The sequence below is a fragment of the Devosia naphthalenivorans genome (assembly GCF_003056355.1).
Taxonomy (GTDB): Bacteria; Pseudomonadota; Alphaproteobacteria; order Rhizobiales; family Devosiaceae; genus Devosia; species Devosia naphthalenivorans.
The window spans coordinates 155,892-176,468 of sequence record NZ_PYVW01000005.1; the positions used below are offsets into that span (position 1 = coordinate 155,892).

Annotated in this window: 19 protein-coding genes; 12 read left to right on the forward strand and 7 right to left on the reverse strand. The window is 63.3% G+C overall.

Features of this window, described 5'->3' with window-relative positions; genetic code table 11:
- The first annotated feature begins 93 nt into the window (after nucleotides 1-93).
- Genes C8264_RS09545 through C8264_RS09560 form a run of 4 tightly spaced genes read left to right on the forward strand, consistent with a single transcriptional unit; the run spans nucleotide 94 to nucleotide 3,907 of the window.
- The gene (locus C8264_RS09545) at nucleotides 94-876 is read left to right on the forward strand and encodes an ABC transporter ATP-binding protein (protein ID WP_108460754.1); all 783 of its coding nucleotides are present in this window, start codon (nucleotides 94-96) and stop codon (nucleotides 874-876) included.
- Nucleotides 876-1,580: an ABC transporter ATP-binding protein gene (locus C8264_RS09550; protein WP_108460755.1), complete on the forward strand. Its 705-nt coding sequence runs from the start codon at nucleotides 876-878 to the stop codon at nucleotides 1,578-1,580. The genes C8264_RS09545 and C8264_RS09550 overlap by 1 nt, the downstream gene beginning before the upstream one ends.
- 3 nt (nucleotides 1,581-1,583) lie before the next feature.
- Nucleotides 1,584-2,588 carry a branched-chain amino acid ABC transporter permease gene (locus tag C8264_RS09555; RefSeq protein WP_108460756.1) on the forward strand — a complete coding sequence of 335 codons (1,005 nt, stop codon included), beginning with the start codon at nucleotides 1,584-1,586 and terminating at the stop codon, nucleotides 2,586-2,588.
- Nucleotides 2,585-3,907, forward strand: a complete 1,323-nt coding sequence (locus tag C8264_RS09560; protein ID WP_108460757.1) for a branched-chain amino acid ABC transporter permease — start codon at nucleotides 2,585-2,587, stop codon at nucleotides 3,905-3,907. The genes C8264_RS09555 and C8264_RS09560 overlap by 4 nt, the downstream gene beginning before the upstream one ends.
- Nucleotides 3,908-4,470: 563 nt before the next feature.
- Here the strand turns inward: C8264_RS09560 and C8264_RS09565 are convergent.
- Both C8264_RS09565 and C8264_RS09570 read right to left on the reverse strand, forming a co-directional pair.
- Entirely contained in the window at nucleotides 4,471-5,388 is a 918-nt protein-coding gene (locus C8264_RS09565; protein WP_108460758.1) for an oxidoreductase, read from the reverse strand.
- Between the two features lie 104 nt (nucleotides 5,389-5,492).
- A complete protein-coding gene (locus C8264_RS09570; RefSeq protein WP_108460801.1) occupies nucleotides 5,493-6,701 on the reverse strand; it encodes an ABC transporter substrate-binding protein in 1,209 nt (402 codons plus the stop codon).
- 232 nt (nucleotides 6,702-6,933) lie between these two features.
- Here C8264_RS09570 and C8264_RS09575 point away from each other — a divergent pair, with 232 nt between their 5' ends.
- From C8264_RS09575 to pyc, 4 genes are all read left to right on the forward strand, one after another.
- A complete protein-coding gene (locus C8264_RS09575) occupies nucleotides 6,934-7,968 on the forward strand; it encodes a glycine betaine ABC transporter substrate-binding protein (RefSeq protein WP_108460759.1) in 1,035 nt (344 codons plus the stop codon).
- 187 nt (nucleotides 7,969-8,155) lie between these two features.
- On the forward strand, nucleotides 8,156-9,667 hold the full coding sequence (locus C8264_RS09580; RefSeq protein ID WP_108460760.1) for a putative bifunctional diguanylate cyclase/phosphodiesterase: 1,512 nt from the start codon (nucleotides 8,156-8,158) through the stop codon (nucleotides 9,665-9,667).
- A 101-nt stretch (nucleotides 9,668-9,768) separates the two neighbouring features.
- Complete coding sequence (locus C8264_RS09585) at nucleotides 9,769-10,185, forward strand: protein tyrosine phosphatase family protein (RefSeq protein WP_108460761.1); 417 nt, start codon at nucleotides 9,769-9,771, stop codon at nucleotides 10,183-10,185.
- A 102-nt stretch (nucleotides 10,186-10,287) separates the two neighbouring features.
- On the forward strand, nucleotides 10,288-13,728 hold the full coding sequence (gene pyc / locus C8264_RS09590; protein ID WP_108460762.1) for a pyruvate carboxylase: 3,441 nt from the start codon (nucleotides 10,288-10,290) through the stop codon (nucleotides 13,726-13,728).
- Between the two features lie 132 nt (nucleotides 13,729-13,860).
- Here the strand turns inward: pyc and C8264_RS09595 are convergent, their stop codons facing one another.
- On the reverse strand, nucleotides 13,861-14,112 hold the full coding sequence (locus C8264_RS09595) for a hypothetical protein (protein ID WP_162783546.1): 252 nt from the start codon (nucleotides 14,110-14,112) through the stop codon (nucleotides 13,861-13,863).
- 165 nt (nucleotides 14,113-14,277) lie between these two features.
- On the reverse strand, nucleotides 14,278-15,045 hold the full coding sequence (gene gloB / locus C8264_RS09600) for a hydroxyacylglutathione hydrolase (protein ID WP_108460764.1): 768 nt from the start codon (nucleotides 15,043-15,045) through the stop codon (nucleotides 14,278-14,280).
- Between the two features lie 104 nt (nucleotides 15,046-15,149).
- On the opposite strand from gloB, the gene C8264_RS09605 reads away from it, so the two are divergent.
- A complete protein-coding gene (locus C8264_RS09605) occupies nucleotides 15,150-15,881 on the forward strand; it encodes a class I SAM-dependent methyltransferase (RefSeq protein ID WP_108460765.1) in 732 nt (243 codons plus the stop codon).
- On the opposite strand, the gene C8264_RS09610 is transcribed toward C8264_RS09605, so the two are convergent.
- Complete coding sequence (locus C8264_RS09610) at nucleotides 15,878-16,594, reverse strand: transglycosylase domain-containing protein (RefSeq protein ID WP_108460802.1); 717 nt, start codon at nucleotides 16,592-16,594, stop codon at nucleotides 15,878-15,880. The two genes, C8264_RS09605 and C8264_RS09610, sit on opposite strands and share 4 nt — an antisense overlap.
- A 79-nt stretch (nucleotides 16,595-16,673) precedes the next feature.
- Between C8264_RS09610 and C8264_RS09615 the strand changes: the two genes are divergently transcribed.
- Genes C8264_RS09615 through C8264_RS09625 form a run of 3 tightly spaced genes read left to right on the forward strand, consistent with a single transcriptional unit; the run spans nucleotide 16,674 to nucleotide 18,708 of the window.
- A complete protein-coding gene (locus tag C8264_RS09615) occupies nucleotides 16,674-17,576 on the forward strand; it encodes a polyprenyl synthetase family protein (RefSeq protein WP_108460766.1) in 903 nt (300 codons plus the stop codon).
- A gap of 1 nt (nucleotide 17,577) precedes the next feature.
- A complete protein-coding gene (locus tag C8264_RS09620; RefSeq protein ID WP_108460767.1) occupies nucleotides 17,578-18,213 on the forward strand; it encodes an MOSC domain-containing protein in 636 nt (211 codons plus the stop codon).
- Nucleotides 18,214-18,222: 9 nt separating this feature from the next.
- Nucleotides 18,223-18,708, forward strand: a complete 486-nt coding sequence (locus C8264_RS09625) for a YbaK/EbsC family protein (protein ID WP_108460768.1) — start codon at nucleotides 18,223-18,225, stop codon at nucleotides 18,706-18,708.
- Between the two features lie 132 nt (nucleotides 18,709-18,840).
- On the opposite strand, the gene C8264_RS22125 is transcribed toward C8264_RS09625, so the two are convergent.
- Both C8264_RS22125 and ispG read right to left on the reverse strand, forming a co-directional pair.
- Nucleotides 18,841-19,011, reverse strand: a complete 171-nt coding sequence (locus C8264_RS22125; RefSeq protein WP_162783547.1) for a hypothetical protein — start codon at nucleotides 19,009-19,011, stop codon at nucleotides 18,841-18,843.
- A gap of 112 nt (nucleotides 19,012-19,123) precedes the next feature.
- Nucleotides 19,124-20,365 (reverse strand): flavodoxin-dependent (E)-4-hydroxy-3-methylbut-2-enyl-diphosphate synthase, encoded by a 1,242-nt coding sequence (gene ispG / locus C8264_RS09630; protein WP_108460769.1) that lies wholly within the window; start codon nucleotides 20,363-20,365, stop codon nucleotides 19,124-19,126.
- Between the last annotated feature and the right edge of the window lie 212 nt (nucleotides 20,366-20,577).

The following is a 20,577-nucleotide window of genomic DNA, read 5'->3' on the forward strand; positions in this document are numbered from 1 at the left end:
AGGTTGACCGTGTGCCTGCCTTGTGAGCAGATGCCGCAAAATAGCCCTGATTATGAACGGGGCATGAACGCATTAGGAAACGGGACGGGTTGATTGCCCTCTGATCTGGTTATCGACGTTCGCAACGTCAGTAAACGCTTTGGCGGATTGACCGCCGTGAACAATTGCTCGCTCTCGGTCCGGCGCGGCTCGGTGACCGGGTTGATCGGTCCGAACGGGGCCGGCAAGTCGACGCTGTTCAACATGGTCGCCGGCAATATCGTGCCCGATACCGGCTCGGTGATCTTCGACGGCGAGGATGTGACCGGCCTCAAGCCGCACCAGCTGTTCCGCACCGGCATGCTGCGCACCTTCCAGATCGCGCATGAATTCTCCAATATGACGGCACTGGAAAACCTGATGATGGTTCCGGGCGACCAGCCCGGCGAGCATCTGGTCAATGCCTGGTTCCGCCCCGGCCTTGCCCGCTCGCGCGAAACCGAAGTGCGCAAGAAGGCCCTCGACGTCATCGATTTCCTCAAGCTTGGCCATGTCCGCAACGAGCTGGCCGGCAATCTCAGCGGTGGCCAGAAGAAGCTGCTCGAGCTTGGCCGCACCATGATGGTGGATGCCAAGGTGGTGCTGCTCGACGAAGTGGCGGCGGGCGTCAACAAGACCCTGCTCAATGACCTCGCCAGCAATATCGAGCGGATGAACACCGAGCTTGGCTATACCTTCTTCGTGATCGAACACGACATGGATTTGATCGCGCGCCTCTGCGATCCGGTGATCGTTATGGCGCAGGGCGAAAAGATCGCCGAGGGCCCCATGGCCGAAATCCGCGCCAACCCCGCCATCGTCGAAGCCTATTTCGGCACGCCAGTCGAGGTAGCGTAATGCCATTGATCGAACTGAAGCACGTGGTGGGCGGCTATGGCGGCGCACCGATCCTGAATGGCGTCGACATGGCTATCGAAGCCAGCGACATCGGCGTCATCGTCGGCCCCAATGGCGCCGGCAAGTCGACCACGCTGAAAGCCATTTTCGGGCTGCTCCGGGTCACCGGCGGCACCATTGAATTCGGCGGCGAGAACATCGCCAATTCCCTGCCCGACAAGCTCGTGCCCAAGGGCCTCTCTTTCGTGCCGCAGGAAAAGAACGTCTTTACCTCGATGACCGTCGAGGAAAACCTCGAAATGGGTGCCTTTACCCGCACCGACGATTTCCGCCCAACCATGGACTGGGTCTATTCCATGTTTCCGGTGCTGGCCGAAAAGCGTCGCCAGCCGGCCGGCGAGCTTTCGGGCGGCCAGCGCCAGATGGTGGCCATGGGCCGGGCGCTGATGAGCAAGCCGAAACTGCTGATGTTGGACGAGCCCTCGGCGGGCCTGTCGCCGCGCTATGTGATCGAGATTTTCGAGACCATCGTGCGCGTCAACAAGGAAGGCGTCGGCATCCTGATGGTGGAACAGAACGCCCGCCAGGCGCTGGCCTTTGCATCCAAGGGTTTTGTGCTGGCGCAGGGCCAGAACCGCTTCACCGGCACCGGTCCAGAACTGATCGCCGATCCCGAAGTCGCTAAAAGTTTCCTCGGGGGCTAGGAAATGGACGAACTCATATTCTTCATCAATCGCGTGCTGATCTCAGGCACCGTGCTGGGCTCGATCTACGCCCTGGGTGCGGTCGGCGTCACGCTGATCTTCGGCATCCTGCGCTTTGCCCATTTCGCGCATGGCGACATGATGACCATGGGCGCTTTCGTCGCCTTCGTGCTGGCCGCGGCGATGACCGCCATGGGCATCGTCACGCCCCTGCCGGCTGGGTTCGTGGTGCTGCCGCTGGCGATGATCATCACCGCCGTTCTGGCGCTGGGGCTGGACAAGGGCTTTTATGCGCCTCTGCGCCAGCGCGGGGCCAAACCCGTGACCCTGCTGATCGCCTCCATCGGCGTCACGCTGATGATCCAGGGCCTGACGCGGCTGATCTTCGGTTCGGGAACGCGCACGTTCTTCGATACCGAATCCAAGGACATTTTCCGCATCGACATGAGCTGGGCAGGCGGTTCCCGCCCGATCTCCATTACCGAGCCTCAGGTCATCATGTTCATCGTGACCGCCCTGATCGTGGTCGCCTTGCATCTGTTTTTGACCCGCTCGCGGCTGGGCAAGGCCATGCGCGCCATGGCCGACAACGCCGCGCTGGCGCAGGTTTCGGGTATCAACACGGCGCTGGTGGTGCGGGTCACATGGGTGATCGCGGGTGCGCTCGCCTGCGTGGCCGGTACCATGCTGGCGCTCGACGTGGCGCTGATGCCGGATTTGGCGTTCAACATTGTCCTGCCGATTTTCGCGGCCGCCATTGTCGGTGGGCTGGGCCATGCCTATGGCGCCATCGTGGGCGGTTTCCTGATCGCCTTTGCCGAAACCATGGCGGTGTTCAACTGGACCGCCGTGCTGCGCCCGATCAATGGGCTCTTGCCCGAAGGCATGGCGTTGCCGGCCAATCTGGCGCTGGTGCCGACGGAATATAAGCTCACCGTCGCCTTCGTCATTCTGGTGATCACCCTGCTGGTCCGCCCGACCGGTATCTTCAAGGGAGCGTCGACATGAGTGCGGCGGCAACGACTTCCAAGGGTTGGGACAGCCCGTTGCGGCGCGGCCTGATGCTGTTTGCCGCCATGTTCCTCATCGTGGTCGTGGTGGGTGTCACGCAGGGCACCGCCTCCATGCTGCTGATCCTGGTGCAGGCAACCGCTTTTGCGCTGATCGCCCTGGGGCTCAATATCCAGTGGGGCTATGGGGGCCTGTTCAACTTCGCCATCATGGGCTTCCTGATGGTGGGCGGCGCCTCGACGGTGTTCCTGTCCTATCCGGTCAATCCGGAGTTCTGGAACAGCGATGGCCCCATGATGCTGGGCCGCGCGCTGCTGGCGTTCCTCGCTGGGCTGGTGCTGGTCCTGCTGGCGCGCCAGAGCCACCGCATCGGCCTTCGCGGCGCCTGGAAGACCACGCTGGTGGTACTGGCCTGGTTTGCCGGCTACCTCATCTATCGCAGCCAGATCGATCCGGCCGCGGCCTATATCGAATCCACTGCCGGTTTCGTCGGCGGGCTGGGCCTGCATCCGGTGCTGGGCTGGGCCTTTGGCGGGCTGGTGTCGGCCTTCATCGCCTTTTTCATCGGCAAGATCAGCCTGGGCCTGCGCACCGACTATCTCGCCATCGCCACCATCGGCATCTCGGAAATCCTGCGTGCGCTGATCAAGAACATGGACTGGCTGACGCGCGGCACCATGACCGTCTCGCCCATGCCCTGGCCCACGCCACTGCCGCAGCAGCTGCAGGCCATGGGAAGCTCGATCCCCGAAAGCTTCGTTTTGGCGCGTGTGTGGTTCCTGGTGCTGGCAGTAATCATCCTGGTTGGCGCCTTCATCATCGTGGAACGCGCCTATGGCGGACCTTGGGGCCGCATGATGCGCGCCATCCGCGACAATCACATCGCGGCCTCCTCGATGGGCAAGGACGTGACCGGGCGCCAGCTGGAACTCTTCATCTTCGGCTCGGTACTGATGGGCATTGGCGGGGCAATCCTCGCCACCTTCACCCAGATTTTCGACCCCTCCGGCTACCAGCCGATCAACCACACCTTCATGATCTGGGTGATGGTGATCGTCGGCGGCGCCGGCAATAATTGGGGCGTCGTGCTGGGCTCGTTCCTGATCTACATCGTCTGGATCATTTCCGATCCGCTGGCACAGCTGATCTTCCTCAATCTCTCCAGCGTCACCGATAGCCTCGGCTGGGGCGCCATCCCCGAAATCGAATCCCGCTCGCTCCAGATGCGCGTGTTCGTACTCGGCGTCGTGATCACCATCGCCCTGCGCTATGCGCCCAAGGGGCTGATCCCCGAAGTGGTGCGGCGCGAGGGGTAAGGGATGGGCCGGACGGTCCTGCCCATCGAGTAGACCTCATCCTGAGCCCGTCGAAGGACGAGGTCGTGGCACCGCAACCTCCACTCGCTCGACCTTGTGGTTCGACAGGCTCACCATGAGGCCTTTTGGCGTTTCCGGATTTCCACAAACGCTGAGTAGTTCTGACCCCAACGAACCGCAAAGCTCCCAGTCGACACCCTCCCCCTTGCGGGGAGGGATCAAGGGTGGGGGATGATTAGCCCAGATATGGGACCCCCAGCCTTCCCTCCCGCCCCATCCTGAAATCTCAAGATGGATCCCGGCTCAAGGCCGGGATGACACTGTGGGTGCGGAGGGTTTTGGAGGAAGTGCCGGGGCCAATCGTGCCCCAGCTCCGGCCCCTCCCTCCAAGGAGAGCGTTCCTGTCCCTCCCTTACTGGCTTCCCAATAATCACCGCGTCATTCCCGCGAAAGCGGGAACCTCCGTTGGCGATGGTTGCAAGGAAAACAGAGGTTCCCGCTTTCGCGGGAATGACACGGTGGATTGAACTGACAGGAGATGAGCAGCGCCCCTTCAGCCGCCCTCAATCCCCAAACCGCACACCCGTAAGATTCTCCGACACCTCCCAAAGCCTTCTCGCCGCCACATCGTCCTCTGCGGCCGCGGGCAATTTCACCAGTTTGGGCTTGCCGCGCCAGCCGCCGACGCCCGCGGGACCCACGAAGGACAGCGGGGCCAAGTCTGGATCGGTGGCGGCGGCGACGGTGGGGAGGGCGCCATCGGCGGGGGATTGGGCGACGAGCCTGTTGAACATATTGCCCAGCCGCGGGACGAGGCCGGTGCCCATGCCCGATGATATCAGGCTCGTAGCCGAAAGGCCGGGGTGGCTGGCGACGACACACAGGCCCCACCCGTCTGCATCGCTTGCCTGCTGCAGGGCGCGCATGAACAAAAGGTTCGCCAGCTTGGATTGTCCATAGGCGCGCCAGGGCGAATAATTGCGTTCCGATTGCAGGTTCTCGAATGCCATGCGGCCCGAGCGCGCGGCGTTACTCGATACCATCACCACCCGCGCCTCGCCAGCCCGGAGCCGGGGCAGCAAGCGCCCCGTGAGGGCGAAATGGGCGAGGTGATTGGTGCCCAATTGCAGTTCGAACCCGTCGGCGGTGGTCTGGCGCTCGGGTGGCATCATGACGCCGGCATTATTGACCAGGATATCGATCTGGGCGTGCATGGCGTCGATGCGGGCGGCAGCGGCGGCAACATCGGCGAGATCCGCCAGATCGAAGCGCTCGAACTCGATGCGGCCCCTGATCTTGCTGGCGGCGATCTCGCGCAGGGCTGCGGCGCCCTTTTCGGCGCTGCGGCCGGCCAGGATCACATGCGCGCCGGCCCCAGCAAGCATGCGCGCCGTTTCAAGCCCGATGCCGCCGGTGGCGCCGGTGACGAGGGCGGTCTTGCCGCTCAGATCGGGAATATCGGCCGGGCTGGTGATGCGCATCGACTGGACCTTCGCTTTGGAACCGGAGCGTCTGGTGAAGCTTTAAATGAAAACGGCCCGGGATCGCTCCCGGGCCGCAAAAGGATATGCCGAATGAGCCGAAACTATTCGATCAGGCCCTTATTCACCACTTCGCCGCCTTCGATGACGTAGTAGTTGATGGCGCCGGCAACGTCGCCGTTGTCGTCGAATTCGACGGTGCCCGAAGCGCCTTCATAGTTGATGTCGGTGCCGGCAGCGATCAGTTCCTTGGCCTTGCTCCATTCGCCTGGCAGGATAGTTTCGCCGGGGGCGTTGGCAACTTCACGCAGAGCAGCCGAAATGCCTTCACGGTCGGCCGAGCCGGACTTTTCGATGGCGAGGCCCAGCAGGAACACGGCATCATAGGAGTTGGTGACGTAAGTGCCGTTGGGGTCCTGTCCAGCAGCCTCGGTCAGGGCGACCAGGGCGTCGAATGCGGGGCCTTCAGCGGGAGCCGCCTGGGTCAGGATCATGCCTTCGAGGCTCGACGCGTCGCGGTTGGCGACGAGCGCATCGCCGGCCATGCCGTCGCCGCCGACGAACAGGTCGAACGAGCCTGCTTCCACAGCCTGGTTCAGGATGGTGCCGCCGCCGGCGTTCTCATAACCGTAGATCACCAGCGTGGTGGCGCCGGCAGCTTCCATCTGGCCGATTTCGGGGCGGTAGTCGGCCTTGCCGTCTTCGTGCGCGACGTTGGCCAGAACGGTGCCGCCGCCAGCGGTAAAGGCTTCCTCGAAGGCGCCTGCAAGGCCCGAACCATAGTCATTGTTCACATAGGTGAGGCCAACTTCGGTGATGTCCTGGGCCAGCAGCAGTTCGGCCGCTTTGACGCCTTGGATGGAGTCTGGAACCACATCGCGGAACACCAGGTCATTGTCTTCGAGTTCAGCCACGGCCGGAGCGGTGGAGGCTGGGGAGACCATCACGACATTGCCGGGGATGGCCGAGCCATTGGCGCCGGCAATGGTTGAGCCGGAGCAATAGCCGCCGAAGATCGCGACGACCTGCTCGGCATTGACCAGGCGGTCGGCAGCGGGGCCGGCGGTGCCGCCGTCGCAGGCGCTGTCCGCAACCACTGACGCCAGGTTCTGGCCGTCGAGCACGCCACCCTGCTCGTTGATGTTGGTGATCGCCAGATTGCCGGCTTCAACCATGCCGGGCGCGAAGCCTGCGATGGGGCCGGTCACGTCGGCCAGGAAGCCGAGCTTGACTTCCTGGGCCATGGCGGGCGCAGCGACCAGCAGGGTCGTGGCGGCGACGGCCAGGGTCAGGGTCTTGTTCAGTTTGAGCATGTTCATCCCTCTTTGAGCTCGTTTCCCGTGGGGCAGCCCTTGCCTGGGCCGGTCTTGCCAACGAGAACGAGGCGATAAAGGGGGCGCAACCCGCGCCCCGCTGGCGCGACTGTTGCACATTTGCGCACCGGGAGTCACCTTGAATTGATTGAGGGAATTGGCTCGTTCTTGCTGTTGCTTAACGGGGGTGGTTTTCGCATAGAGTGCGCATGGCCACAGGGAGAAACGGTTGATGACGGCACGGCGAGCGACGGCCTTGATGGCGTGCATGCTGCTGGCGCTGATGACCTCGCCCGCCCAGGCGCAACTGACCGTGCTGGACCAGGCGCAGGATGCGCCGGCGGTTGCGGCGGAGCCCGCGGCGCCACCCCCGCCATGCGGCAATCAGCCGATCAACATCGCCCGCATGAGCTGGCCGTCGGCGGAGCTTCTGGCAGAAATCCACGCGCGGATTCTGCGGGCCGAATACGGCTGCGACGCGCGGGTGATCCCCGGCGATCTTTCCGCCACGGGATCGTCCATGGGCTCCACCGGCCAGCCGGCCGTGGCGCCCGAAATGTGGGCGACGCGGATTGCCGAGGTGTGGAATGCTGGCGTCGAGGCGCAGCAGGTGCGCCAGGCCGCGCCCAGCTTTGCCGATGGGCAGCTGGAGGGCTGGTTCATTCCCGGCTTCGTTGCCGAGGCGCGTCCGGAACTGACAACGGCAGCAGGTTTGGCGGCGGCTTTGCCGGCCATCCAGCCGCAGGGCAAGGTGCAGTTCATTTCGTGCCCCGCCGATTGGGCCTGTTCGCTGATCAACCGCAATCTGATCCGGGCCCATGGGCTGGAGGAGCTGGTGGAGATCGTCGAGCCGGCCAACCGCTTCGAGATGGATACGCTGATCGCCGGTGCCGTCAGCCGCAAGGAGCCGGTGCTGTTCTATTATTGGCGGCCTAATGCGATCCTGGCGCAGTTCGATTTCCGCCCCCTCGACATGGGCGCCTATGACGATGAAGCCGCCAAATGCCTGGCGCAGCTGGTGTGCGAGGCGCCCAGGCCATCGGCCTTTGCCAGCGAGCCGGTGGTGGTGGCGCTGAGCGAATGGGTGTTTGCCGAAGCGCCGCTGATTGCCTCCTATTTCCAGCGGGCGAGCGTGCCGCTGGCCGAGATGGACCGGCTGCTGGCGCAATTGAACGAGCCGGGTGCGACAGTTGAAGGCGTTGCCGACCGGTTCGTCGCCGAGAAGCGGGACGTCTGGGGCGCATGGGTGGGAACGGGCGTGCCCTAGCAATTCATTGTTAAGCCTGTTGGCACGACGCAGACCCGTTGTCGCCTAACTGTCATCTACGATCGCTAGCGTCCCTGACGCTTTCAATCTGCTATGTAATTGAAAGGATTGTATATTTTTTCTCCGTTTACCGCATGTTCAGAGCTTTCTGCCAGAATGGCGCCAATTGTCTGCAGCGAAACCGAACATGCGTCGCAAGTCTCACTACAAATCAATCCTTGAAGGCTATGGCAGGATCGTGCTGGCGGTGGCCGTGCTGGTGGTCGTCGTCGTGGCCGCTCGCCTGCTTGCCTTCTTCGATCTGCTGGGCCCCAGGATAGCGGCGGCGCTTCCCGGCGGAGCCCTGCTCGTCGGGTTCCTGCTGATGGCTATCCTGCTGTATGGGCATCGCTGGCTGTCGCAGCGGCTGAAGCTGATCGCTAGCGAAGCACGCGACGCGCGGGCGCGGGCCAACCGCGACGCGCTGACGGGGGTGTTCAACCGCGCCTATCTCATCGATGTGCTCTCGAGCGAAGTCTTTCACGGCGCCGACCGGCCGGTTGGCTATATGCAGATCGACATGGACAACCTCAAGATCCTGAACGACACGGCGGGGCATGGCGCGGGCGATGCGGCGCTGGTCCATCTGGCGCAGGTCATCGAGCAGGTGGTGCCGGGTGCCACGATCGGCCGGCTGGGTGGCGACGAGTTCGGGGTCATCATTGCGGGGCACGACAACAAGGCCGCCCTGCGCCGCCTGGGCGAAGAATTGCTCCGCCGCCTCGACCGGCCGGTCGCCATCGGCGGACGCCCCGTGCGGCTTTCCGCATCGATCGGAGTGGCGCTGTCGCCGCAGGATGCGAGCGATCCGGTGGAGTTGATCTCGCGGGCGGACCTCGCGCTCTACAAGGGCAAGAAAGCCGGCCGCCACACGGTGGTGTGCTTTGATCCCGACATGCTGGGCGATGAACGCCAACGCCGGTTCGTCGAGCGCGAATTGCGGGCGGCCCTGCTGATGGATGAGTTGCAACTGCACTATCAGCCCGTGTTCGACACCCACATGGCCGTGCGCTCCCATGAGGCCCTGGTGCGCTGGCGCCATCCGGTGCGCGGGATGATTGCGCCCGGCCATTTCGTTCCGATTGCCGAGGAGAGCGACCTCATCGACAAGCTTGGCGATTGGGTGCTGCGGCGCGTGTGCATGGACCTCCACTCGTTCGGCGCGACGCCAGTTGCCCTCAACGTCTCGCCCGCGCAATTGCGGCATGCCGACTTCGCACAGCGCTTTGCCGCCGTGTTGCGGGAAACCGGGACGGACCCGCGCCGCATCATTGTCGAGATCACCGAAACCGTGCCGCTCTATGCGCGCCAGATTGAAACGGAAAACCTCGCCGCTTTGCGGGCCATGGGCGTCAGGGTGGCCATCGACGATTTCGGGGCGGGTCACGCGAGCCTGCAATATCTGCGCGGCTTTGCCTTCGACATCATCAAGATCGACCGCAGTTATATTTCCAACATCTCGGCCAACCGGGTCGACGGCATGATCGTCACCGCCATCTGCAATATCGCCCGCTCGCTCCCCGCCGAGGTGATTGCCGAGGGTATCGAGACCCCGGAGCAACTGGCGCTGCTGCGCGAAGCTGGATGCACCGGCTTTCAGGGCTTTCTGCTCGGCCGCCCCGCCGCCCTGCCGGAGCAAAGGGCTGCGGCTGCCGCATGACAGCTTGACGACAGTTATCCTTCAGTCGCAGTTGCGCAGCCCATAATGGGGTGCGTATAAGGAGCCCGGAAAACGGGCTTGCGGCAGCGGGAGTGTGTGCCTTGGATTTGAAGCGGATCAACGATCACGTCAGCGTTGCGGGACAGATTTCTCCCGAGGACGTCGCAGCGCTCAAGCAGGCCGGGTTCGTCGCCATCATCAACAATCGACCCGATGGTGAATCGCCGGACCAGCCGGTAGGCGCCGAAATCGAGGCCGCAGCCAAGGCTGCCGGGCTCGACTACCATGCCATCCCGCTCGGGCGGGAAGGCGTATCGCCCGAAATGGTTGAACGGACCAAGGCCGTGCTCGAGGGGAGCAACGGCCCGGTGTTCTGCTTCTGCCGTTCGGGAACCCGCTCGACGACCCTTTGGGCGCTGAGCCAGGCCGGCGAAATGGAAGCAGGCGAGATCATCTCGCAGGCCGCCGGCGCCGGCTATGACATGAGCCACCTCGCGGGACATCTGAACCGCGACTAGGTTTGATCGTCATGGCGGTTGGGCGGCAACCGCCCCATCGCTTTGCCTGACCTGAGCCGGACCCCGCGGGGTCCCAATCCCCTCTTGCTCGGACGTAAATCGATGCCAATCAAGAAAATTCTCGTCGCCAACCGCAGCGAAATCGCCATTCGCGTCTTTCGTGCCGCCAATGAACTGGGGCTGAAAACCGTCGCCGCCTTTGCCGAAGAGGACAAGCTGGCGCTGCATCGGTTCAAGGCCGACGAGGCCTATCTGATCGGGCAGGGCAAGGGGCCCGTGGAAGCCTATCTGCAGATCGACGAATATATCCGCATCGCGCGGATTTCCGGCGCCGATGCGATCCACCCCGGCTATGGCCTGCTGTCGGAAAGTCCAGAATTCGTCGACGCCTGCGAAGACGCCGGCATCATCTTCATCGGTCCCCGCGCCAAGACCATGCGGGACCTCGGCAACAAGGTCGCCGCCCGCAATATGGCGATTGCCAGCAACGTGCCGGTGGTGCCCGCGACCGACGCCCTGCCGGACGATCCCGAGCAGATCAGGAAAATGGCCGCGGAGATCGGCTATCCGCTGATGCTCAAGGCCTCTTGGGGCGGCGGCGGGCGCGGCATGCGCCGCATCATGGATCAAAAATCCCTGCTCTCGGAAGTGTCTGAAGGCAAGCGCGAGGCCAAGGCGGCGTTCGGCAAGGACGAGATGTACCTCGAAAAGCTGGTCGAGCGCGCCCGGCACGTCGAGGTGCAGTTGATCGGCGACGATCACGGCAACCTGGTGCATCTGTTCGAGCGCGATTGCTCGGTGCAGCGGCGCAACCAGAAAGTGGTCGAGCGGGCGCCAGCGCCTTATCTCAGCGACGCTGTACGGAAGGAGCTGACCTACGCCGCCGTGCGGCTCGGCCAGGCCGCCAATTACCGTGGCGCCGGCACCGTCGAATTCCTGATGGATGCCGATACCGACAAGTTCTACTTCATCGAGGTCAATCCGCGCATCCAGGTGGAGCATACCGTCACCGAGGAAGTGACGGGGATCGACATCGTCAAGGCGCAGATCCACCTGCTTGACGGCGCGGTGATCGGCACGCCGGAATCGGGTGTTCCACTTCAGGAAAACATACGCCTCAACGGCAATGCCATCCAGTGCCGCGTGACGACGGAAGACCCCGAACAGAACTTCATCCCCGATTATGGCCGCATCACCGCCTATCGCGGCGCCACCGGTTTCGGTGTGCGGCTCGATGGCGGCACGGCCTATTCGGGCGCGGTGATTACCCGCTTCTACGATCCGCTGCTTGAAAAAGTCACCTGCTGGGCGCCATCGGCCGAAGAAGCCATCGCCCGCATGCACCGCGCGCTGCGCGAGTTCCGTATTCGCGGCGTCTCGACCAATCTGGCGTTCCTCGAAAACATCATCACCCATCCCGATTTTGTCGAGAACCGCTATACGACGCGCTTCATCGATACGACCCCGGAGCTGTTCAACTTCAAGCCGCGCAAGGATCGCGCGACCAAGCTCCTGAGCTACATCGCCGACGTCACCGTCAACGGCCATCCTGAAGTGCGCGACCGGCCGCGTCCGCCAGCTGAAGCGGCAGCGCCGGTGCTGCCGGAATTTCCACAACTCTATGCCGTGGAAGGCAGCCGGCAGATCCTGGACCGTGACGGTCCGGCGGGTCTTGCCAAATGGATGAAGAAGCAGAGCCGGGTGCTGTTCACCGACACCACCATGCGCGACGCGCACCAGTCACTGCTCGCGACCCGCATGCGGAGCTTCGACATCACGCGCATTGCGCAGGCCTATAGCCGTGGCCTGCCGAACCTGTTCAGCCTTGAATGCTGGGGCGGGGCGACATTCGACGTCTCCATGCGCTTCCTCAACGAAGACCCGTGGGAGCGCCTCGCCAAGGTGCGCGAGGGTGCACCCAATATCCTGACCCAGATGCTGCTGCGCGGCTCCAATGGCGTCGGCTACACCAATTATCCCGACAATGTCGTCCGCTTCTTCGTGGAACAGGCCGCCAAGGGCGGCGTCGACATTTTCCGCGTTTTCGATTGCCTCAACTGGGTCGAGAACATGCGCGTCTCGCTCGACGCGGTGCTCGATGCCGGCAAGGTGGCCGAAGGCGTCATCTGCTATACCGGAGACATGCTCGACCCGGACCGGGCCAAGTATGATCTCAAATATTATGTCGGCCTGGCCCAGGAGTTGGAGAAGGCCGGCGTGCATGTGCTGGGGCTCAAGGACATGGCGGGGCTGCTCAAGCCCGCTGCGGCCAAGAAGCTGATTGCCACATTGCGCAATGAAACCAGCCTGCCGATCCACTTGCACACCCATGATACGTCCGGTGCGGCTGCGGCAACGGTGTTGGCGGCGGTCGACGCGGGCGTCGATGCGGTGGATGCGGCGATGGATGCGCTCTCGGGCACCACATCGCAGCCGACGCTGGGCTCCATCGTGGCAGCGATTGCCGGCAGCGAGCGCGATCCCCAACTGGACGCTTCGGCGATCCGCCAGATCTCGTTTTATTGGGAAGCGGTGCGCACCCAGTACCGCGCCTTCGAAAGCGATCTCAAGGGCGGCGCTTCGGAAGTGTATCTCCACGAAATGCCCGGCGGGCAGTTCACCAATCTCAAGGAACAGGCGCGCTCGCTCGGCCTCGAAACCCGCTGGCACGAGGTCGCGCAGACCTATGCCGACGTCAATCAGATGTTTGGCGATATCGTCAAAGTGACGCCCTCGTCCAAGGTAGTGGGCGACATGGCGCTGGCCATGGTTTCGGCGGGCCTCAAGCGCGCTGACGTGGAAGACCCCAACCGCGACATCGCCTTCCCCGATTCCGTGGTCGGCTTCTTTGCCGGCGATCTCGGCCAGCCGCCCGGTGGCTTCCCGGAAGCGCTGCAAAAGAAAGTGCTCAAGGGCAAGACCCCGCTCACCGAGCGGCCGGGGTCCTATCTCAAAGACGTTGACCTCGAAGCCGAGCGCAAGAAAATCGCCGACGAAGTCGGGCACGAAATCGATGACCTGCGCCTCGCCTCCTACCTGATGTATCCAAAAGTCTATTCCGATTTCGAAAAGACCCAGGACCGCTACGGCCCGACCGAAGTGCTGCCCACGCCGGTCTATTTCTATGGGCTCGAAGAAGGCCAGGAATTGCTGGTCGATATCGAAAAGGGCAAGACGCTGGTCGTCAACTATCTCGGCCGCGCCGAAACCAACGAAAAGGGCGAAGTGCGGGTGTTCTTCGACCTCAACGGGCAACCGCGCACCATCGTCGTACCCGACCGGCTCAAGGCCGGCGAGGTCAAGGTTCGCGCCAAGGCCGTGGCGGGTGACCCCAAGCAGGTCGGCGCACCCATGCCGGGCGTCATCTCCAGCCTTGCCGTCAAACAGGGCCAGCAGGTCACGGCCGGCGACGTGCTGTGTTCGATCGAAGCCATGAAGATGGAAACGGCCATCCATGCCGAGGTCACGGGCGTGGTCGCGGAACTGCTGATCAAGCCGGGCGACCAGATCGACGCCAAGGATTTGCTGGTGCGGATCGAGTAGGGGAACCTCTGGTTCCGCACTAGGGATCGTCACCCTCGGGCTTGACCCGAGGGCACTGCACTTTACTTCGGCCGGTCAAGTGAAGCCCCCTTGGGTCAAGCCCAAGGGTGACGACCGAGTTGGAAGGCCCGCCTACGCCACAATACTCGTCCGATACCCCATCGGCATGCGCTTCACAGCAATCTTGGCGCCACTTGCATAGGCCCCGATAGCACCCTCTGCCGTGTTGCGGCGCCGCGCGCGTTGTGGCGGCAAATTGCCCTGTTCGGCCAGCAACTGGCTGACAAACGACGCGGTGACTTCACTGCGCTTGAGCGAGGGACGTGGACGGGACACTTCCAGCGCCATCGGCAGCCCCGTCCGTTCTGTTCCGTTTCCGGCCATCTTTGCCTCGCCTGTCTCAAAGCGGGCCGGGTTGTCTCGAAATGAAACAGTTGATCCGGCCCTTTGCCCTATTAGGGGCAAAGCTCGTGCCAGATGCTAACGATTTGTTAACCTGATCGGCTCCCAAGTTGTGGAAAGGTTAAGCCGGGTCGAAAAAAGCTTGACCTAGAAATTGTCCTTGCCCTTGCGGATGGCGGCAAACACCTCTGCCGAATCGGCGCCTTCGAGGCCGTAAAATTTGGCCAGTTCCGGTGCGTCGGCACGCAGGAACGGGTTGGCTTTTTTGTCTCCACCCAGATTGAAAGGGATGGTCGGCTTGCCGGCAGCGCGCAGTTCGGTGACTTCCGCGGCCCGCTTCTGCAGGGCGGCGTTGTCCGGATCGACCGAAAGCGCGAACTTGGCGTTGCTCTCGGTATATTCGTGGCCGCAATAGACCAGCGTGTCATCGGGCAGGGTGCGCAGGAATTTTACGCCTTCCCACATCGGGCCGGGCGTACCCTCGAACATGCGGCCGACGCCGAGCGAGAACAGCGCATCGGCGGTGAAGAGGTGCTTGTTGGCTGCGTCATGGAAGACGATGTGGCCCAGCGTGTGGCCCGGCGCGTCGTAGACGTCGAAGACGGTCTCGCCCAGTTTCACCTGATCGCCACCGGTTACCAGCTCGTCGAGGTCGTTGATCTTGTCGGCTTCCCCGCGCGGGCCGACGACGCGGGCCCTATACTCGGCCTTGAGTTCGGGAATGGCTTCGACGTGGTCGATATGATGGTGGGTGATGAAGATATCGGTCAACGTCCAGCCGCGCCGGGTCAACGCTGCCTTGATGGCCGCAGTTTCGGGCGCGTCGATGGCAGCCGTGCGGCCGGTGGCGACATCATGCACCAGATAGCCAAAATTATCGCTCCGGGCTCCAAACACCTCAACGATCACGCTCATAAGCACCGCTCCTTTAGCAAACACATGGGTGATAGCTAGGCGGGCGGGCCGCACATCGCAACAGCCATTAGACAAGTCGTCGCGAAAGCGGCAAAGTTAGGCCTATGACTGCAGACGTCAAACGCTTGATCAGCTACTACAAATCGCCGCTGGGCCGGATTTCGCGGGCCCTGGTGCGCGAACAGGTTATTGGGCTTGCCGGTGACGTAAGCGGCAAGCGCGTGCTGGGATTGGGCTTCGCCACGCCCTATCTGCGCTTCACGCTGGAAAAGGCGGAGCGGGTGCTGGCCTTCATGCCAGCGCGGCAGGGGGCTTCGGCCTGGCCGCGCGAGGGCCCGAGCCACACCGTGCTCTGCGATCCGCTGGAAATGCCGCTCAACGACAGCTCGGTGGATGTAACCATCGCCATCCATGCGCTGGAGCATATCGCCGACGACGAGGAGCTGATGCGCGAGCTGTGGCGGATCACGGCGCCCAATGGCGAATTGATCCTCGTGGTGCCGCGGCGTAGGGGCATCTGGGCGCAGCGCGACAATACGCCGTTCGGTCAGGGCAATCCCTATTCCGGCGGGCAGCTCGAAAAGCTGCTGCGCGACCACAGTTTCGTGCCCGAGGCCTGGCGGGACGGATTGTTCCTGCCGCCGTTCCAGAGTTCGCTGGTGCTCAAATCGACGCGGTTGTTCGAACGGGCGGGACGGGTGTTCGGGCCGGCGATGAGCGGGGTGATCTGTGTGCGCGCGCGCAAGGAGGCATTTCCCGCGGTGCCACGCCGCAAACGCGAAGAACGCTTCGTGCGGGTGCCGGGCATGAACACGGCAACTGCGCGGCAAAGCTAGAGCGAAAGACGAGCTTGCTCGCCGACGCACGCGGCGCGATCGCCATATTGGCGGACGCGGTTTTCGATGGTCGCGGCAATGCGCAACATGCCGGCGGAGGGGTGCGCAGGCTGGCGCAGCATGGGATTGGGCAGGGCGGTGACGAGCAGGGTCGCGGTGCGCCAGTCGAGGTTTTGCGGTTTTATCCCGAAAGCCCGGTTTGCCCCCGCCGCCACCCCAAACTGCCCCTCCGGACCCCATTCGGCGATGTTGAGATAGATCTCCATGATGCGTTTTTTGGGCAGCACCAGATCGATATAAAGAGCCAGCGGCACCTCCAACGCCTTGCGCACCACGCTTGGCCGGTTCCACAAAAACAGGTTCCGCGCCACCTGCATGGTGATGGTCGAGGCGCCCCGGGCATCCTTGCCATCCATGTAGCGCTCCACTTCATCCCGCAGCGCGCCCACATCGACGCCCCAATGGCGGCAGAACTGGCCGTCTTCGGAGAGAATGACCGACGCCTTGAGGCGGTCGGAAATGTCGGCGATGGACCGCCACTCGCGGACCACCGGGCGACCGGTGACATAGCGCTCCAGCATGGGCACGGAGACGGGCGGAACGATGAGGTAGAGCGGCGTCAGGACCAGAGGAATGGCCACAAGGATTGCCGCGACGAGAGCGAGCGGGCGCAGGATGCGCCAAAGGCCGGTGGGTTTGCGTCGACGTGCCATGCCGCTTCCATAGCGAAGGGTTGGGCAGAGTGCCACGCCCATCTTGCCGCCGCCCATGTGAACGGCTAGCAACAAGCCCATGTATGATTTCGCCGCCGATATCGCCGATTGTGCCCGGGCCATCGAGACTGCGCTGGAGCGCCAGCTCGTCCCCGGGCGGCTTTCGGGGCCCGGTCCGGCAGCGGATAGGCTGGTCAATGCCATGCGGCACGGGAGCCTCGATGGTGGCAAGCGGCTGCGGCCGCTGCTGGTGCGGCAGGCCGCGGCGATCTTCAATGTGCCCAGCCATCAGGCGCTGATGGCCGGAATGGCCGTCGAAATGGTGCATTGCTATTCGCTGATCCATGACGATCTGCCGGCCATGGACAATGACGATTTGCGCCGGGGCCGGCCGACCGTGCACAAGGCGTTCGATGATGCGACGGCGATCCTCGCGGGCGATGCGCTGCTGACCCATGCGTTCGGGCTCCTGGCCGACCCCGAAACCCATGCTGACGCCGCGGTGCGCATCCGGCTAGTGGCGGAACTGGTGGCCGGGTCCGGCGCTGGCGGCATGGCGGGCGGGCAGATGCGCGATATCGAGGGCGAGAAGGGCGGCTTCTCGGGCGACGAAATCTCCACCATGCAGGCGATGAAAACCGGCGCCCTGATCCGCGCCAGCGTACGCCTCGGCGCGATCCTGGGGGGCGCGGATGCGCGGGCCCTGTCTGTGCTCACCGCCTATGCCGAGGCGGCGGGGCGGGCGTTCCAGCTGGCCGACGATATCCTCGATGTTACCGCCACGGCCGAGGCCATGGGCAAGGCGACCGGCAAGGATGCGGCGCTGGGCAAGCAGACGCTGGTGGCGCAACTGGGCCTCGATGGCGCGCGGGAACGGCTCAAGCAGACGGTGAACGAAGCGCTGGGCTGCCTGCGCACCTTTGGCCCCAAGGCCGACGGTTTGCGCGCCACGGCCCGCTATTTCGCCAGTCGGGAGAGCTGAAATGATGATGCTGGACAGCATCAATGCCGGTCAGGCGCGGCCAATCCCCGGCATGAAGGCGCTGACTGGGATCTTCAAGGAGCCCGTCGCCGGACCTGTTGCCGTCACCCGCCAAGGTATTGCGGAGGACGCCATTTGCGACCGTCGGCATCATGGCGGGGTGGATCAGGCGATCTATCTTTATTTCACCGATGATTATGCCTTTTGGCAGCGGGAGTTGGGATCGACGCTGGCCGCGGGCACATTTGGCGAGAACCTGACACTGTCGGGGGCGGAGAGTGCCGGTCTCGCAATTGGCGACCGGATGCTGATCGGGGATCTGGTGCTGGAAATCACCTATCATCGTACCCCCTGCATGACGCTGGCAGCGCGCATGGGCGACCGCGGTTTTGTCAAACGCTTCCATCGCGCGGGACGTCCGGGCGCCTATTGCCGGGTTATCGAGCCGGCCAGTATTGAAGCAGGCATGGCCGTCAGCCACCTGCCATTTGCTGGCGAGCGCGTCACCATGGGAGAACTGATGGCGCTTGATGGCGTGCGGGACATCGACCCCGCTTTCATGCAGCGTGCTTTGACCACCCCGATACGCGAAAAGACGCGCTTCAAATACGAAGACCTGCTGGCGCGTCTGTTCTAGGAAAAATCAATGAGCCTTCAATCCGTTCAAGTCGATCTGGCGTCCCGTGCCCCTGACCTCCATGTGGAAGTGACCGAAAATTCCACCGCTACGGTGCAATTGGCAGCCGAGGTGCACGGGGTCGAGCCGGGGCAGATCGCCAAGACGCTGTGCATCCGGGTCAATGGCGAGGAATTGCTGCTGGTGACGCGTGGCGATGCGCGGCTGGACAACCAGAAATCCAAGGCGGCGTTTGGCGGACGTCCGCGCATGCTGGGTGCCGAGGACGTGCTCCGGCTGACCAGCCACCAGGTGGGCGGCGTGTGCCCGTTCGGCCTGCCGGCGCCGCTCCCGATCTATCTGGACGCTTCGCTCAAGGTCTATGACCTGGTGATTCCGGCGGGCGGCGATACGCACGCCTCGGTGCGCCTGTCCGTGGATCGGCTGGCGGAACTATGCGGCAACAAATGGGTGGATGCCTGCCAGGAGCCGGCAGAAATTGCATCGGCGGGCTAAGCCTGTAGTGCGGTGCGTTATAGGCCTAGTGACGAAGGCAGGAGACCTCATGGTGATCTTGTCGAACCACGGGGTCGAGCGAGTGGAGGCATAGGTGCCACGACCTCGCCTTCGACATCCTGAGCTTGTGCTCTAGCTGAAGCCCTGCTTTTTGACGACGGGAACCGGTGGAGCCGATGCTGTGGCCGTCGCGTCCTGATGGGCGGGTGCCGGCAGCAGGCAGATGACCAGGCCCATGGTTATGAGTGCCGCCAACAAGACTTGCTGGCGCCGGCGCTGGCGCACGATCGGACTGATATACACGGATAGTTCCCCTGGCTGAACCCACTGGCTCAGGCAGGGAATTCATACTCCATGGGCGCCCTTCGAAAAAGCGGCAGCACCAGAGTTTTACCCGCTATTGTTAAGAGCAGGCTCACTCTGCAGCGGTCTGCTGATCGGCACCGAATTTGCGCTCGATATAGTCGGCAACCATGACCTTGAACTGGTCGGCCACATCGGCACCGCGCAGGGTCGCGACCTTCTGGCCATCGACGAAAACCGGAGCGGCTGGGGTTTCGCCCGTGCCGGGCAGCGAGATGCCGATATTGGCGTGCTTGCTTTCGCCGGGACCGTTGACGATGCAGCCCATGACGGCAACCGAAAGGGTCTCTACGCCGGGATAGCGCTCTTTCCAGTCCGGCATCGAGGCCGTCAGGTGATCCTGAATGTCTTTGGCCAAATGTTGGAACGTATCGGAAGTGGTGCGGCCACAGCCCGGGCAGGCGGCGACCACGGGCAGGAACTGGCGGAAGCCCATGGTCTGCAGCAATTCCTGCGCGACTTTGACCTCGGTGGTCCGGTCGCCACCCGGCTCGGGCGTGAGCGAAATGCGGATGGTGTCGCCAATGCCCTGTTGCAGCAGGATGCCCAGGGCCGCAGAGGAGGCGACCACGCCCTTGGTGCCCATGCCGGCTTCGGTGAGACCCAGATGAAGCGCATAGTCGCAGCGGGCGGCCAGGTCCTGGTAAACCGCGATCAGGTGCTGAACGTCCGACACCTTGGTCGAGAGAATGATCTTGTCGCGCCCCATGCCCAACTCTTCGGCGCGCTGTGCGCTAAGCAGGGCCGACTGGATGATGGCCTCGCGCTGCACCGCGGCGGCCGAGATCGGCGTTGTCGAGGCAGCATTCTCGTCCATGAGCTTTGTCAGCAGCTCTTCATCGAGCGAACCCCAGTTCACCCCGATGCGCACCGGCTTGTTGTAGCGATTGGCGATATCGATCAGCGTGGAGAACTGCGTGTCGCGTTTCGCCTTGAAGCCCACATTGCCGGGATTGATGCGGTATTTCGCCAGCGCCTCGGCGCAGGCGGGGTGATCGGTCAGGAGCTTGTGGCCGATATAATGGAAGTCGCCGACGAGCGGCACGTCATAACCCATGAAGGCCAGCCGGTCGCGAATGATCGGCACGGCGGCGGCGGCTTCGTCGCGATCAACGGTGATGCGCACGATTTCCGAGCCGGCGCGGGCCAGCTGCATGACCTGCTTCACCGTGGCGTCGATATCGGCCGTATCGGTATTGGTCATGGATTGCACGACGACCGGCGCGCCGCCGCCCACCAGTACGCCGCCGACATTCACACCAACCGATTGCCTGCGCGCCAAAGGCCCAGCCATGAAACACCTCTAAATCTATGCGCCAGAAATAGGCGTAAGAGCCTAGCTGCGCAATGTATCTCCTTGATGATAGCGCAAAGGTGTCGAACGGACGCGGGCTGGATCGTCGCGGTAGTGAACGCAAGCAAAGAGAGGGAAGAGGGCAGCACGGAGCCATACAACTGGATTATTCGTGCATGATGTGATCGCCAAAGTCTTGAACCAAAGCAGAG